Annotated in this window: 13 protein-coding genes; 4 read left to right on the plus strand and 9 right to left on the minus strand. The window is 70.6% G+C overall.

What is annotated here, in order from left to right:
- Positions 1-116: 116 nt before the first annotated feature.
- Complete coding sequence (ftsY, locus tag DEIPI_RS0112460; protein ID WP_027481975.1) at positions 117-1,073, minus strand: signal recognition particle-docking protein FtsY; 957 nt, start codon at positions 1,071-1,073, stop codon at positions 117-119.
- 96 nt (positions 1,074-1,169) lie between these two features.
- Here ftsY and DEIPI_RS30795 point away from each other — a divergent pair, with 96 nt between their 5' ends.
- Positions 1,170-1,574: an META domain-containing protein gene (locus tag DEIPI_RS30795; RefSeq protein ID WP_169737099.1), complete on the plus strand. Its 405-nt coding sequence runs from the start codon at positions 1,170-1,172 to the stop codon at positions 1,572-1,574.
- A gap of 63 nt (positions 1,575-1,637) precedes the next feature.
- Here the strand turns inward: DEIPI_RS30795 and gltX are convergent, their stop codons facing one another.
- Together gltX and DEIPI_RS30800 are read right to left on the minus strand one after the other, a co-directional pair.
- A complete protein-coding gene (gene gltX / locus DEIPI_RS0112470) occupies positions 1,638-3,077 on the minus strand; it encodes a glutamate--tRNA ligase (protein WP_027481977.1) in 1,440 nt (479 codons plus the stop codon).
- A 33-nt stretch (positions 3,078-3,110) separates the two neighbouring features.
- Entirely contained in the window at positions 3,111-3,668 is a 558-nt protein-coding gene (locus tag DEIPI_RS30800; RefSeq protein ID WP_045234240.1) for an RBBP9/YdeN family alpha/beta hydrolase, read from the minus strand.
- 21 nt (positions 3,669-3,689) lie between these two features.
- Here DEIPI_RS30800 and DEIPI_RS0112480 point away from each other — a divergent pair, with 21 nt between their 5' ends.
- Complete coding sequence (locus DEIPI_RS0112480) at positions 3,690-3,968, plus strand: 4a-hydroxytetrahydrobiopterin dehydratase (protein ID WP_027481978.1); 279 nt, start codon at positions 3,690-3,692, stop codon at positions 3,966-3,968.
- Between the two features lie 35 nt (positions 3,969-4,003).
- Positions 4,004-4,435, plus strand: a complete 432-nt coding sequence (locus DEIPI_RS0112485; protein ID WP_027481979.1) for a thioesterase family protein — start codon at positions 4,004-4,006, stop codon at positions 4,433-4,435.
- On the opposite strand, the gene kynU is transcribed toward DEIPI_RS0112485, so the two are convergent.
- From kynU to DEIPI_RS0112515, 6 genes are all read right to left on the minus strand, one after another.
- Entirely contained in the window at positions 4,428-5,615 is a 1,188-nt protein-coding gene (gene kynU / locus DEIPI_RS0112490; RefSeq protein WP_027481980.1) for a kynureninase, read from the minus strand. The genes DEIPI_RS0112485 and kynU overlap by 8 nt on opposite strands.
- A 64-nt stretch (positions 5,616-5,679) precedes the next feature.
- Positions 5,680-6,303 carry a cyclase family protein gene (locus DEIPI_RS0112495; protein WP_027481981.1) on the minus strand — a complete coding sequence of 208 codons (624 nt, stop codon included), beginning with the start codon at positions 6,301-6,303 and terminating at the stop codon, positions 5,680-5,682.
- 19 nt (positions 6,304-6,322) lie between these two features.
- The gene (locus tag DEIPI_RS0112500; RefSeq protein WP_027481982.1) at positions 6,323-6,658 is read right to left on the minus strand and encodes a LiaF transmembrane domain-containing protein; all 336 of its coding nucleotides are present in this window, start codon (positions 6,656-6,658) and stop codon (positions 6,323-6,325) included.
- 397 nt (positions 6,659-7,055) lie between these two features.
- Positions 7,056-7,487, minus strand: a complete 432-nt coding sequence (locus DEIPI_RS30805; RefSeq protein ID WP_157463634.1) for a YbjN domain-containing protein — start codon at positions 7,485-7,487, stop codon at positions 7,056-7,058.
- A gap of 225 nt (positions 7,488-7,712) precedes the next feature.
- On the minus strand, positions 7,713-9,485 hold the full coding sequence (locus DEIPI_RS0112510) for an ABC transporter substrate-binding protein (protein WP_027481983.1): 1,773 nt from the start codon (positions 9,483-9,485) through the stop codon (positions 7,713-7,715).
- Positions 9,486-9,638: 153 nt separating this feature from the next.
- On the minus strand, positions 9,639-12,749 hold the full coding sequence (locus tag DEIPI_RS0112515) for a DEAD/DEAH box helicase (RefSeq protein ID WP_027481984.1): 3,111 nt from the start codon (positions 12,747-12,749) through the stop codon (positions 9,639-9,641).
- Positions 12,750-13,044: 295 nt separating this feature from the next.
- Here DEIPI_RS0112515 and rpe point away from each other — a divergent pair.
- A partial coding sequence (gene rpe, locus DEIPI_RS39740) for a ribulose-phosphate 3-epimerase (protein WP_027481985.1) occupies positions 13,045-13,596 on the plus strand: 552 nt, incomplete at its 3' end.

A 13,596-nucleotide genomic window follows, 5' to 3' on the forward strand; every position in this document is an offset into this window, starting at 1 on the left:
CCCGACGAGCGGCGAGCGCGGCGTGTGCAGCACGGACGCGCCGCGCAGCTCACGCCGCACGTCCGCCAGGGCCGAGTGGAAGTCCAGCAGGACCTCCACGGCGCTCGCGTTCCGCGTCACTCTCGCGGCACTTCCACGTCGAACAGCGCCCGGATGAACTCGCGCGCCTCGAAGGGCTGGAGGTCCTCCGCGCTCTCCCCCACCCCGATGAACTTGATGGGCACGCCGAGTTCCCGCACGATCGGCACGACGATGCCGCCCTTGGCGGTCCCGTCGAGCTTCGTGACGATCACGCCCGTCAGGCCGATCGACTCGTGGAACTTCTTCGCCTGCTGCAGGCCGTTCTGGCCCGTCACGGCGTCGAGGACGAGCCACACCTCGGCGGGCTCGCCCGGGTCGGCCTTGTCGATGACGCGTTTGACCTTCTTGAGCTCCTCCATGAGGTTGTGCTTCGTGTGGAGGCGACCGGCGGTGTCCACCAGCAGCAGGTCCACGCCGCGCGCGAGGCGCGCGCTCGCCCCGTCGAACGCGACGGCGGCGGGGTCGCCGCCGTCCACGCCCTGCACGACGGGCACGCCGAGCCGCTCGCCCCACACGCCGAGCTGCGCCCCGGCGGCGGCGCGGAAGGTGTCGCCCGCCGCGAACATCACGCTGCGGCCCTTCGCCCGGTAGTACTGTCCGAGCTTCGCGATGGTGGTGGTCTTGCCGACGCCGTTCACGCCGACCATCATGATCACGCCGCCCGCGGGCTCCACCGTCGCCTTGCGCGCGTCGGGCGTGAAGCCGAGCTTGCGCAGCTGCGCGCGCCGAGCGTCGGGTTCGAGCTGGATGGTCATGGCGTCCATCAGGGCTTCCTGGAGGTTCTTCTTGCCGCTCTGACGGATGTCCTCCAGGATCTCCTCGGTGGCGGCGCGGCCCACGTCGGCGGCGAGCAGGGCGTATTCGAGGTCCTCGATGGTGTCGAGGCGGTTGGTCAGGACGTCCTTCACGTCGGCCCCGAGGGGCCCGGCCATGGAATTGAGCTGCTGACGGGTCTTCGAGAGCCCGTCGCGGAGTCGGTCGAACCAGGACATGCGCCCAACATACCGCGCGCGCCGCGCGTCAACCGTGCCGCGCGGCGAACGCGCCCGCCGTGCACGCTTCTCATGCGCGGATGCTTGACTGGGCGCATGAAGGCTCTCATGCGTCTCCTCTCCCTCCTCACCCTCACGGCCGCGCCCGTCCTCGCGCAGGCCCTCCCGACCGGTCAGACGTGGACGCTGCACCGCGCCGGGAACCTGCGGACCTCCCCCACCGTGCAGCGCGCCGAGGCGCCCACCCTCCGCTTCGAAGGCGGACGCGTGACGGGCACCACGGGCTGCAACACCTTCACGGGCACGTACACCGTCACGCAGCGCGAGGTCAGGCTCAGCCCGCTCGCCACGACCCGCCGCGCCTGCGCGAACGACGTCGCGACCGCGCTGGAGGCGCGCTACCTGCGCACGCTCGGCAGCGTGCGCCGCTTCAGCCTGTCGGGGCCGGTGCTGCTGCTCGCCACGGACCGCGGCGAGACGCTCGTGTTCCGCCAGAAGTAGAACCCGCGCGAACAGGACGAGGGCGGCGCCTCCGGAGTGGAGGCGCCGCCCTTCGCACGTGGCTTACGCGCTCGCCACGCTCATCGCGCGGTCGAGGCGGCTCAGCACCCGCTCGCGCCCGAGCACCTCGAGGAGTTCGAACATGCCGGGGCTCTCGGGCGTGCCCGCCACGGCGGCGCGCAGGGGCTGCATGACCTTGCCGGGCTTCAGGCCCGCGCTGTCCGCGAAGCCGCGCAGCAGGGCCTCCAGGGTGGTCTGGTCGAAGGCGGGCGCCTCCGCGAGGGCGCGGCGCAGGTCATCCAGGAAGTCCCGCCCGTCCGCGAGGAGCTTCAGGGCCTTCTCGTTGAAGGCGTAGTCCTCCGTGAAGAAGTACGTGCTCTTCTCCCAGAACTCGGAGAAGACCTCGAAGCGCGGCACCATGAGCCGCACGACCGCGCGGAAGTGATCGTCGAGGGGCACCTGGACGCCCTGCTCGGTGAGGAAGGCGTGCAGGCGCGTGGCGACGTCCTCCTCGGTGAGCACCTCGCGAAGGTACTTCCCGTTGAGCCAGCGCAGCTTGGTCACGTCGAAGGTGCTGCCGCCGAGCGACACGCGCTCCCACGTGAAGTGCTCGATCATGTCCTGCACGCCGAAGATCTCGCGGCCGTCGGGCATGCTCCAGCCCATCATGCCGAGGAAGTTCAGCAGGGCCTCCGGCAGGACGCCCATGCGGCGGAAGTCCTCCACGCTGGGGTCCCCGCGCCGCTTGCTGTACTTCTTGCCGGTCGGGCCGAGCAGCCACGGCGTGTGGATCCACTCGGGCTCGTCCCAGCCGAGGCCGCGCAGGATCAGCACGTGGATGGGGGTGCTCACGAGCCACTCCTCGGCGCGGATGACGTGCGTGACGCCCATGAGGTGATCGTCGACCATCGCGGCGAGGTGGTAGGTGGGGAAGCCGTCGGTCTTGAGCAGCACCTTGTCGTCGAGCTCGCGGTTGTCGAAGCGGACGTCGCCGCGCAGGCGGTCGCGGACGACGGTCTCCCCCTCCAAGGGCACCCTGAGACGCAGCACGAAGGGCTCGCCCGCGGCGGCGCGGCGGTCGGACTCCTCGCGCGGCAGGTCGCGGTCGCGGCGGTCGTAGCCGCGGTAGGACTCCCCGCGCTCCTCCGCTGCCTTGCGGCGCGCGTCGAGCTCCTCGGACGTGTCGAAGGCGCGGTAGGCGTGCCCGGCGTCCAGCAACCTCCGGGCGTGCTCGCGGTGCAGGTCCGCGCGCAGCGACTGCGTGTACGGCCCGAGCTCGTCCTCGTGGCGGGGGCTCGCGTCGGGCGTGAGGCCGAGCCAGTCGAGCATGTCGAGGATGCGCGTCTCGCTCGTGGCGTTGTAGCGGGCGCGGTCGGTGTCCTCGATGCGGACGATGAACTTCCCGCCGTTCTGACGGGCGAAGACGGTGTTGAAGAGCGCCTGGTACGCGGTGCCGACGTGCGGGTCACCGGTGGGGCTCGGAGCGATGCGGGTCACGACCATACGGACCATACTAGCGAGCCGGGCCGGAGGTGCTCATCCGCCGATCCGGCGCGGGCCCTCCGCCGCCTGACGGATCTCCTCCAGCAGCGTCTCCCCCTGGGGCCAGGGGCCGTGACCGCTGGCGGTGTTGAGGTGTCCGACGTCGCCCGCGTCCACGAGGCGGGCGTTCCAGGCACGTGCGAGGTGAGCGGCGCGCTCGAAGGTGCAGTAGGGGTCCGTGCGGCTCGCGACGAGCGTCGTCGGGAACGGCAGGGGCCGCTCGGGCGCGTCCCGGAAGCCCGTGAGTTCGGCGGGCAGGTCCGGGCGCTCCACGTCGGCGGGCGCGACGAGCAGCGCGCCCAGCACGCGGTCCTCGCCCGCTCTCGCCCAGTGCGCGACGGTGGGGCACGCGAGGCTGTGCGCGACCAGGACCACCGGCGCATGCCGGGCCACGTACGCCTCCAGCGTGGCCGTCCAGTCGGCGAGGGCGGGCGTGGCCCAGTCCGCCTGCTCGACCCGCGCGAAGTCCGGGTGGCGTGCCTGCAGCCAGGTCTGCCAGTGGTCGGGGCCGCTGGAGTTCCAGCCGGGAAGGACCAACACGGTGTGAGTCACCGAAAGAGTTTAACTGGAGGCATGACCCTGAGCACCGAGGACCTCCAGCGGAACCTGCCCGACGGCTGGACGGGCGACACGAGCGGCATCTCGCGCGAGTTCGACTTCCCCAGCTACGCGGACGGCGCGGCCTTCGCGCTGCGCGTCGCGCTCCTCGCCGAGAAGACGGACCATCACCCGGACGCCCTCACGATCTCGTGGAAGAAGGTGCGGGTGACGTACGTGACGCACTCCAGGGGCGGCGTGACGGACCTCGACCTGAAGGCGGCGCGGGCCGTGAACGACCTCACGTCCTCCTGACGCGCACGGGCCGCGCGCCTGCTACCCTGCCTCGCATGGATCCGCGCCGTCAGTACACCCACACCTTCACCGTGCCCGCCTCCGACATCGACGAGCTCGGGCACGTCAACAACGCCGTGTACCTCCGCTACATGGAGGAGGCGGCACGCGCCCACGCCGATCACGTCGGGGCGGGCCTGGAGGTCATGAAGGAGCTCGGGGCGGTGCCGGTCGCGCGGCACCACTCCATCACCTACCACCTGCCCGCGCACGAGGGCGACGTGATCGCCGTGACGACCGAGATCACCAGCGCGGGCGGCGTGCGCTCCGTCCGTCATCACGACGTGCGGCGCGCGAGCACGGGCGAACTGCTGGTGGAGGCCGACACGCAGTGGGTGTGGGTGGACCCCGTGCGGCACCGCCCGAAGCGGGTGCCGCACGCGATCATGGAGCGGTTCGGCTGGGCCGGGGAGGCGTCCGCTAGCTGACGGCGCCCTCGCGGCCCGCGAACTCGCGGTGCGCGCCCGAGTCGAGGAGTTCGCGCAGGAGGCTCGCGGTGCGCTCCAGCTCGGCCTCGTCGTTGTAGAGCGCGACGGGCGCGAGCCGCAGGATGTCGGGCGCGCGGAAGTCGGGCACGACGCCGCGCTCCCGCAGCGCGAGCGACAGCCAGTTCGCCTCGGGGTGCGCGAGCGCCACATGCCCGCCGCGCGCGGCGTGCTCGCGGGGCGTCACGACCCGCAGTTCGGGCAGCTGCTCCTCCGCGAGGGCGATCAGTCGGTCCGTGAGCTCCAGCGAGCGCGCCCGGACCGCCTCGATCCCGACCTCGTCGAACACTTCGAGCGCGCCCTGGAGCGCTCCCAGCGCGAGGACGCTCGGCGTGCCGATCTGAAAGGCGCCCGCGCCCGCCGCCTTGCGGAAGTCGCCGCGCATCTCGAACTGCGTGCCCTTGTCGTGACCCCACCAGCCCGCGAGGCCCGGCGTCTCGTGATGGTGCCGCTCGTGCACGAAGAGCCCGCCGGGCGCGCCGGGGCCGGCGTTCACGTACTTGTAGTGGCACCACACGGCGAAGTCCACGTCGTGATCGTGGAAGGCGTGCGGAACGCAGCCGACGGAGTGCGCGGCGTCCCAGCCGATCGTGACGCCCCGCTCGCGCGCCACGCGCGTGATCGTCTCCACGTCGAGGAGCTGCCCGCTGCGGTACAGCACCGTCGGCAGCAGCGCGAGCGCCACGTCCGCCGAGAGCGCCGCGATCACGTCCTCGGTGGTGAGGGTGTTCCCGTCGCGGCTCTCCACGAGCCGCAGCTCGGCGCCCTCGCGGTCCGCCCAGGATTTGAGCGCGTACAGGTCGCTCGGGAAGTCGAGGCTCGTCGCGACGAGGTTCCGCTTCACGCTCGTGGGCCTGTAGAACGTCGCGAGGAGCGCGTGGAGGTTCACGGTGATGCCGCCCGTCGCGACGACCTCGTGGTCGCGCGCCCCGACGAGCCGCGCGACGCTCGGGGAGAGACGCTCGGCGAGGTCGAACCAGTCGTCCCAGCCCGACACGGCGCGCGAGGCCCACTCGTCGGCGCGGCGGCGCAGCTCACGCGCCGCCGCGTGCGGCATGAGCCCGAGGCTGTTCCCGTCGAGGTAGATCTGCCCCTCGGGGTACACGAAGTCGGAGCGCCTCACACGGGCTCCCACGTCTTCGCCGGTACGGACGGCCGTACCGTTCGGGTCGTGCGATCAGCGCGCCTCACACGGGCTCCGGGAGATCCCTGAGGATCGCGCGGGCGGGCGCGCCGTCCACGCCGTGCAGGGGCAGCGGCAGGCAGGTCAGCTCGTACTCCCCTGGCGGGACGCCGTCGAGGTTGAGGCCCTCCAGGATCAGCAGGCCCGTGTCGCGGCAGGCGCGGTGCGCGTCCAGCGTCTTGCTCGTGAGGGGATCCACGCTGGGCGCGTCCGTCCCGACGAGCTTCACGCCGCGCGCCGCCAGGGCCCGAACGAGGTCCGGGGAGAGCGCCGCGAAGTCCTCGGGGAAGGTCACCCACGCGGCGGGCTGACCGGTGTGGAGCAGCACCCGCTCGGGCAGGTCGTGGATTCCGTCCAGGACGCTCTCGGGCACGGGCGAGTACCCCGTGGCGTCCACGACGAGGCAGCGGCCCACGTACACCTCCAGCGGCACGTCGTGCAGGCGCGCGCCCTCGTCGTCGTAATGCCAGGGCGCGTCCACGTGCGTGCCCGTGTGCGTGCTGGTGCTCAGCAGGCCCGTGTTGACGGTGTCTCCGCGCTCGATGCGCAGGCGGGGCTCCACGACGAAGGGATCGTCGCCCGGCCAGTTCGGGTGGCCGGGCGTGAGGGAACGGCTGATGTCGCGCATGGCGACAGTGTAATGGTCGTCAGCGGTGACCGGGCCGCGCGAGCAGGGCGCTCACGCCCGCGAGGATCACGAAGATCGGCCAGACGCGGCCCCAGTCGAGGTTCAGCAGGAAGATCAGCGCCACCACGAACGGGAAGAGCCCGCCGACCAGCACGCCCCGCGTGGCGGCGTCCAGCGTGCCGCGCGCGCGGTACATCGCCTGCGCGCGCGAGAACGCCGCGAGCGCCGGAATCAGGATGAAGACGGCCCACCAGTTCCAGCCGTGCAGCAGATCGACGCCGAAGGAACTCTGCGCCAGGAAGAGCAGCCCGAGGCCCACCAGCACCCCCCCGGCCCATACGTTCGGTTTGTCCATCGTGGACCTCCTGAACGTATGGTAGGCCACGCTCGCCTCCGGGCGCACCGTCCGTGTGGCGCACGAGGGCGTACACCAAAAGATGACGCGAGGACACCGGGAAGTGTCCTCGCGGGAATGTCGGTGGGGCGGCCCGGTCCTTCTACCTGGGGCGTCGACGCGTCACTGCGGGTGTGGGGTGGCCGACCGCGTTTGGCTGCGTACGGACAGACCTGCTTACGCTCCGTCCCCGAACGGACCCGAGCGGTCGGGTCCTCTTGCCTGGATCGTTCAGGCGTCTCTGCACGCATGGCGGGGACGGCCCCTCTCTCTTGCTTCGTGCGCCCACGCGTCTCTCCACTCATGGGCGGGACGGCCCGGTCCTTCTGCCTGGGGCGTCGACGCGTCTCTACAACCTTCAGGCCTTGAGCACGTTCTGCGGCCACTGCTCGCGCTCGCGCACGATCTCGCGGAAGCGGCTCACGCCGGCGCGCAGCAGTTCGAGGGCGCGGGCGAAGACGGCCTTGAAGTCGCCCTCGTTCGCGAGGAGGACCTCTACCACGGCCTGGGTGTCGTTCCCGGCGACGAAGACCTTCACGGCCTTCGTGCGGGTGTTGACCTCGCAGGCGGCTTCGAGGGCGCGGCGGCGGTCGCCGTCGTTCTTCACGCCGTAGAAGTTCGGGTAGAGCAGGACGAAGGAGAGCGGGTCCTGCTCGCTGACGCGCAGGAAGTAGTGGCCGCCCTCGACGCGGAAGTACAGGTCCCCTTCCGCGTCGACGGTCGCGCCGTAGCCCTGCTCCGTGAGGAAGGTCGCATACTTTTCCACAAGGCTGTTGGTGGCGTGCGTCATCGTGAAGGTATGTTAACCCGTCGACTAAAGGTTTTGATAAGAACAGGCGGCTTCACCTTCATGAACACGCGGTCAGACCGCCGTCAGATGAAGTTTGCATTCATCTTGGCGCCCTGCCCTCATGCATATTCCGCATAGATATGCACAAGTCCACCCGTGACGCTGCAAGACCAGACGAGCGGACGACCCCGATGGGGTCGTCCGCTCGGAGACGCCTGCGTCAGCTCACCTCACGAACGTGAGGGCCAGCGCGCGGCTGCCGTAGTAGCCGTCCATCACGCCCTTGGGGAACTCCCCGCCCACGCGGCTGTTGAAGGTCACGTGGTAGTTCGGCGTGGGGAAGTACAGGTGCGGGCTGAGCTCCGCCGTCACCTTCAGGAGCTGCGCGCCGATCGCGCGGCGCTTCGCGGTGTTGAGCTCCGCGTCGCCCTGATCAAAGAGCTTCACCATCAGGTTCTCCTGCGACACGAGGCACTTGCCGCTGCGGTTCCAGTTGTGCAGGCTGCCGTCGCAGTAGATGATGTTGTTCCCGAAGGGCCAGATGTTGTCCCCACCCGAGAAGCCCGAGATGACCGCGTCGAAGGGCCGGTTGTCGCCCTTCGCGCCCGTGTAGCCCGTCAGGACGTTGAAGTCGATGAACTGCGTGTTCACCTTCACGCCCACCTTCTTCGCGGCGTCCGCGAAGAGGCGCGCGATCTGCTCGCGCTGGCTGTTGCCCGCGTTCGTCTGGAGGTTGAACTCCAGGCGGCGGCCCTTGGCGTCCACGAGCCAGCCGTCCTTGTCCTTCTTCCTGAAGCCGATCGACGCGAGGAGCTTCGCGGCGGCGGCCTCGTCGTACTCGTCCTTCGGCAGGTCGGCGGGCACGAACTTGCCGAAGAGCGCCGGGACGCCCGCGTACACCGGCGTGCCGAGGCCGCCGTACACGAGCTTGATGATCGCGTCGCGGTCGATGAGGCTGTTCATCGCGTGACGGAACTTCGCGTTGCGGAAGAGCGACTGCTTGAACGGGTCGCTCGACTTGTTCCAGTTGAAGGTCATGTACAGCGTGCTGGCGCTCGGACTCACGTTCGGCAGCAGCGTCGCCCTCAGCTGCCCCGCGTCGATCGCGCGCTTCACCTGCGAGAGCTGATCCACGTTCGACAGGCCGCTCACGTCGATCTGGCCCGCCACGAACGTCGCCACCTGCGCCGCTGTGTTCGCCACGGTCGTCACGCTGTAGCGGTCGAGGTACGGCAGGGCGCCGCCCGCGCTGTCCCGGTTCCACTCGCCGAAGAACCTGTTCTTCCTGAACACCGCGCGCTCGCCGGGCCGGATGGAGTCGAGGACCCACATGCCGGGCGTCACGAGGGCGTCGCCGTCAGTGTTGAGACCCCACAGCTTGCGGATCGCGGCGGCGCCGCCCGACGCGTACACCTTGCCGAACACGTGGTCGGGCCACGGCGTGTAGCTCATGCGGACGTACGCGGTCGCGGTGGACTGCGGGAAGTCGAACTGCAGCCTGTACTTGCCGAGCTTCGTGACCTTCACGGGCTTGTCGCCGACGAAGAAGGTGTCGCGGCTGTTGCTGCCCACCTCGTCGTCCGCGTGGATCCTCGCGGTGGTGACCCAGTCGTCGGCGGTGATCTCCTGACCGTCGCTGAACTGCATGCCCTGACGGATCGTCACGACGAAGCGCTTGCCACCGTTGCTGACCTCCGGCATGCCCTCGGCCATGTAGGGGATCAGGTCGTCCGTGGTGGGGTCCTGCGTGAACAGGCCCACGGTGGAGTAGCCCACCGCGCCCGAGCCGCCCGCGCCGAGCACCTGCGGACCGTCGCCGCTGATGGTCGTCGTGAAGGGATTGAAGGTCTTGAAGTCCGAGATCTGCGCGACGCGCAGCTCGCCGCCGCGCTTGGCGTCCTTCGGCGCGTCGGCGGACCACTTGGCGGGGTAGACGAAGGGCGCGGCGAACGCGGAGGACAGGCTCAGCGTCGCGGCCAGAAGCAGAAATTTACGCATGTGAACTCCGGTGACAGCAGGTCTCGCGCTCACGGGCTCGGCGGGCCGGGAGGACCCGGCCCTGAGCACTCCATGAACAGCCTCAGCAAGATAGGGGCCCCGGGCGGGAGCGTCAAGCGCGCCCGGCCGTCTAGGCCATCATGCCGGGAACCCTCAGCCGAAGTAGCCGAGCAGGTCGATCAGCACGCGCGGGTACTCGTCGGGCTTCAGGCCGCGCTTGTCGAGCCGAACCGACGGCGGGAACGGCGCCACCTCCGTCCTGTACTCGAACTTGCGCAGCGCCGCCGCGTCGTAGTCGAGGCCCTTGTATGCGAAGGTCACCGTGATGCCCGTCATGGAATCCGAGATGGACAGCACCCGCTTCGCGAGCGCCGTGAGCCGCAGCCGCGCGAGGTCCAGGAAGCCCTGCACCTCCGCCGGGGGCGGTCCGAAGCGCTTGCGCAGGTCGCGCTCCACTCGCGAGAGCGCCGGGAGGGTCCGCGCGTCGCTGATGCGGCCGTACGCGCCGATCCGCTCGTCCTCGTCCCCGAAGTACTCCGGCGTGAGGCGCGCGTTCACCGGCAGGTCGATCGCGACGGACGCCGCCGACTGCAGCTTCTCTCCCTTGAGCTTCGCGACGGCCTCCGCGAGCAGCTCGGTGTACACGTCGATGGAGACGGCCTGCACGTGCCCGTGCTGCTCCTCCCCGAGGATGTTGCCCACGCCGCGGATCTCCATGTCCTTCTCCGCGAGCTTGTGCCCCGACCCGAGGTCCTGAAGGTCCGCGATGGCCCACAGGCGCCGCGAGGCGTTCTCCGTGATGCGCGGCGGGTAGAACATGTACGCGTACGCCTCCTGCGCCCGGCGGCCCACCCGTCCGCGCAGCTGGTAGAGCTGCGCGAGCCCCAGGCGGTCCGCGCGCTCGATCAGGATGGTGTTCGCCTCCGGGATGTCGAGGCCCGTCTCCACGATCGTCGTGGCGAGCAGCACGTCGAAGGCGCCCTCCTCGAAGCCCAGCATGATCTCCTCGAGGGCCTCCTCGTTCATCTGGCCGTGCGCGACGCCCACGCGCGCCTCCGGCACGAGGTTGCGCAGGTACAGGCTGCGCGACCCGATGCTCGCGACGCGGTCGTGGATGTAGAAGACCTTGCCGCCACGCTCGATCTCCGTGACGATCGCGTCGCGGATCGTCATGGGATCGTACGGCGCGAGCACCGTCTGGATGGGCTTGCGGCCCTTCGGGGGCGTCTGGATGGCGCTCATGTCGCGCAGGCCCACCATGCTCATGTACAGCGTGCGTGGGATCGGCGTGGCCGACAGGGCCAGCACGTCCACCGCCTTGACGCCCTGCGGGATGTCCACCCGCCCGTGTTCACCGGGCTCCGGCATGCCCCGCAGCGCACGCAGCTTCTCCTTCTGCATCACGCCGAAGCGGTGCTCCTCGTCCACGACGATCAGCCCGAGGTCCTTGAAGCGGATGTCCTGCGACAGCAGCCGGTGCGTCCCGACGACGACGTCCACGCGGCCCTCGCCGAGGTCACGCAGGATCTCCTCGGCCTGCTTCGGCGGCGTGAAGCGCGACAGGCCCTCCACCCGCACCGGCAGGTCCCGGAAGCGCGCCCGGAAGGTCTCCGTGTGCTGCTCCGCGAGAAGCGTCGTCGGGACCAGCACCGCCACCTGCTTCCCGTGCCCGATCACGCGGTGCGCCGCGCGGATCGCGACCTCCGTCTTGCCGAAGCCCACGTCGCCCGCGATGAGGCGGTCCATCGGGTTGGCCTTTTCCAGGTCCCGCATGGTGTCCGCGAGGGCCGTCACCTGATCCGCCGTGAGCTCGAACGCGAAGTTGCGCTCGATCTGCTCGTCCCACTCCGGCAGGGGCGCGAAGGCCGTTCCCGGCGTCACCTGCCGCGCGGCGTACTGCACCAGCAGCCTCCCGGCGAGCTCCTCCGCGTTCTTCCTGGCCCGCTCTCGCGCCTTCGACCAGTCCTTCTTGTCGAGGCTCGACAGGGCGGGCGGATCGTCCGTGGTGCCCGGATGACGGCGCAGGATCGGCAGCAGCTCGATCGGCAGGTACAGCTTCGCGCCGTTCTTGTACTGCAGGTGCAGGTAGTCGCGCGCGACGCCCAGCACCGTGCGCGTCTCCAGCCCCAGGAACTCCCCGATGCCGTGCTCCGGATGGATGAGGTAGTCGCCGACCTGCAGGCCCAGCGCGTCCGCGACCGGACGTCCCGACAGCCGTTTGCCGCGCAGCGCGCTGCCGCCCTGGAAGCCGTACACGAGGTCCTCCGTGAGGACCACCGTCTTCTCCCCCACCACCTCGAAGCCGCCCTCGCCGGGCGCGCGCAGGAAGCCCAGGTCGCCCTCCCTCACACGGGGCTGCTTCAGCCAGCGCGGCTCGCCCGCGCCGAGCAGCCTCGAAGCGAGGTACGTGGCCGTCCGGTCGTGCCGCACCAGCATCAGCACCCGGTAGCCCGACGCGCGCCAGCGCTCCACGTCCCCCGCGAACTCCGCGAGCTTCGCCCGGTAGAACGGCAGGGGACGCAGGGGCAGCGTCTCGTCCGGCAGGTCCAGCGGCGCCCGCCCGAAGCTCGTCACCTCCCGGTCCGCCAGGAGCGCCCACAGCGTGTCGAGCTGCGGTCCCAGCGCGCTCCCGAAGAACTCCGGGCTGTCGAGGAACACCCGGCCCTCCAGCAGGGCCAGCCGGGTCGCGTCCCACTTCACGTCCGTGAGATAGCCCTCGGCGGGCGCGAGCGTGAACGTCTCGATGCGCTCGCCCGGCGTGCCGTCCTCGTTCAGGACGCGCAGCGTGTCCAGCTCGTCCCCGAAGAACTCCGCGCGCACGCCCGCGCCGCCGTCGGGCCGCAGGTCCAGCGTGTCGCCACGCAACACGTACCCCGGCCCGGCGCCCTCCAGCCCCGAGTCGCGCGGGTAGCCCAGCCGTTCGATCCGCGTCAGCGTCTCCTCGCGCGGGTACGTCCCGCCGAGCCGCAGGGTCAGCGCGTGCGCGTCCGGATCGCCCGGGAAGAGGTCGAGGGCCGTCACGACGTCCATCACGACGTGCTCCTCGCGCGCGCCCCACTCGCGCAGGCCCGGATTCACCGACGCGCGCGCGCCCAGCGTGCCCGTCGCCGCGTACAGGGGCAGGCGTTCCGGCGTCGTGAGCAGCACCGCCGGACCGCGGAATCCCGCGAAGAGCGCCGCGCGCGCCACCTGCGGAAGCAGCAGCAGCGTGCCGGGAGGAGCCTGCGGGACGAGAGCCGAAAGGGACTGGGGCGCGGAAGTCACGAGGGGATTGTACAGAGCCCAGGCTGAACGGGATATGCGGGGCATGGACGGGAATTGAGAACGGCGCCGCAAAGGAGGGAGAGGGCCCCTCGCTTGTGCCTTTGGCGGTGACGCGTCTCTGCATGCGTTGGGGTGGCCGTCCGCGTTCTGGCGGCGTACGCACCGGAGCGGTCCGGTGCTCATGCCTGGGGCGTCCACGCGTCTCCACACTCATGGGCGGAGCGGCCCTCGCTCCTGCCTGGTGTGTCCCCGTGTCTCTGCTTTCATGGAACGTAAATGTTAAACTGACCCCCGAATGCCCCATCTCAAGTTCGCCCCCAGCATCCTCTCGTGCGACTTCGCCCGCCTCGGCGAGGAGCTCCGGGCCCTCGACGCCGCGGACGCCGACCTCGTGCACGTCGACGTCATGGACGGCACCTTCGTCCCGAACATCTCCTTCGGCCTGCCGATCCTGGAGGCCGCGCGCCGCGTCACGGACCGCTTCCTCGACGTCCACCTCATGGTGGACCAGCCCGAACGCTACCTGCGGGACTTCCGCGAGGCGGGCGCCGACGGCCTCACCGTCCACGTCGAGGCGACGCGGCACATCCACCGCGCCGTCGGCCTGACCCGCGAACTCGGCGCGCGCGCGGGCGTCGTGCTCAACCCCGGCACGCCCCTGGAAGCCCTGCGTCCCGTCCTCGGCGACGTGGACCTCGTGCTGGTCATGAGCGTCAACCCGGGCTTCGGCGGGCAGAAGTTCATCCCGGGCGCCCTGGAGCGCGTGCGGACCGTGCGGGGCTGGCTCGACGAGCTCGGCAGCGCGGCCGACCTGCAGGTGGACGGCGGCGTCGGGCCCGGCAACGCC

The sequence above is a fragment of the Deinococcus pimensis DSM 21231 genome (genome assembly GCF_000519345.1).
Lineage (GTDB): Bacteria > Deinococcota > Deinococci > Deinococcales > Deinococcaceae > Deinococcus_A > Deinococcus_A pimensis.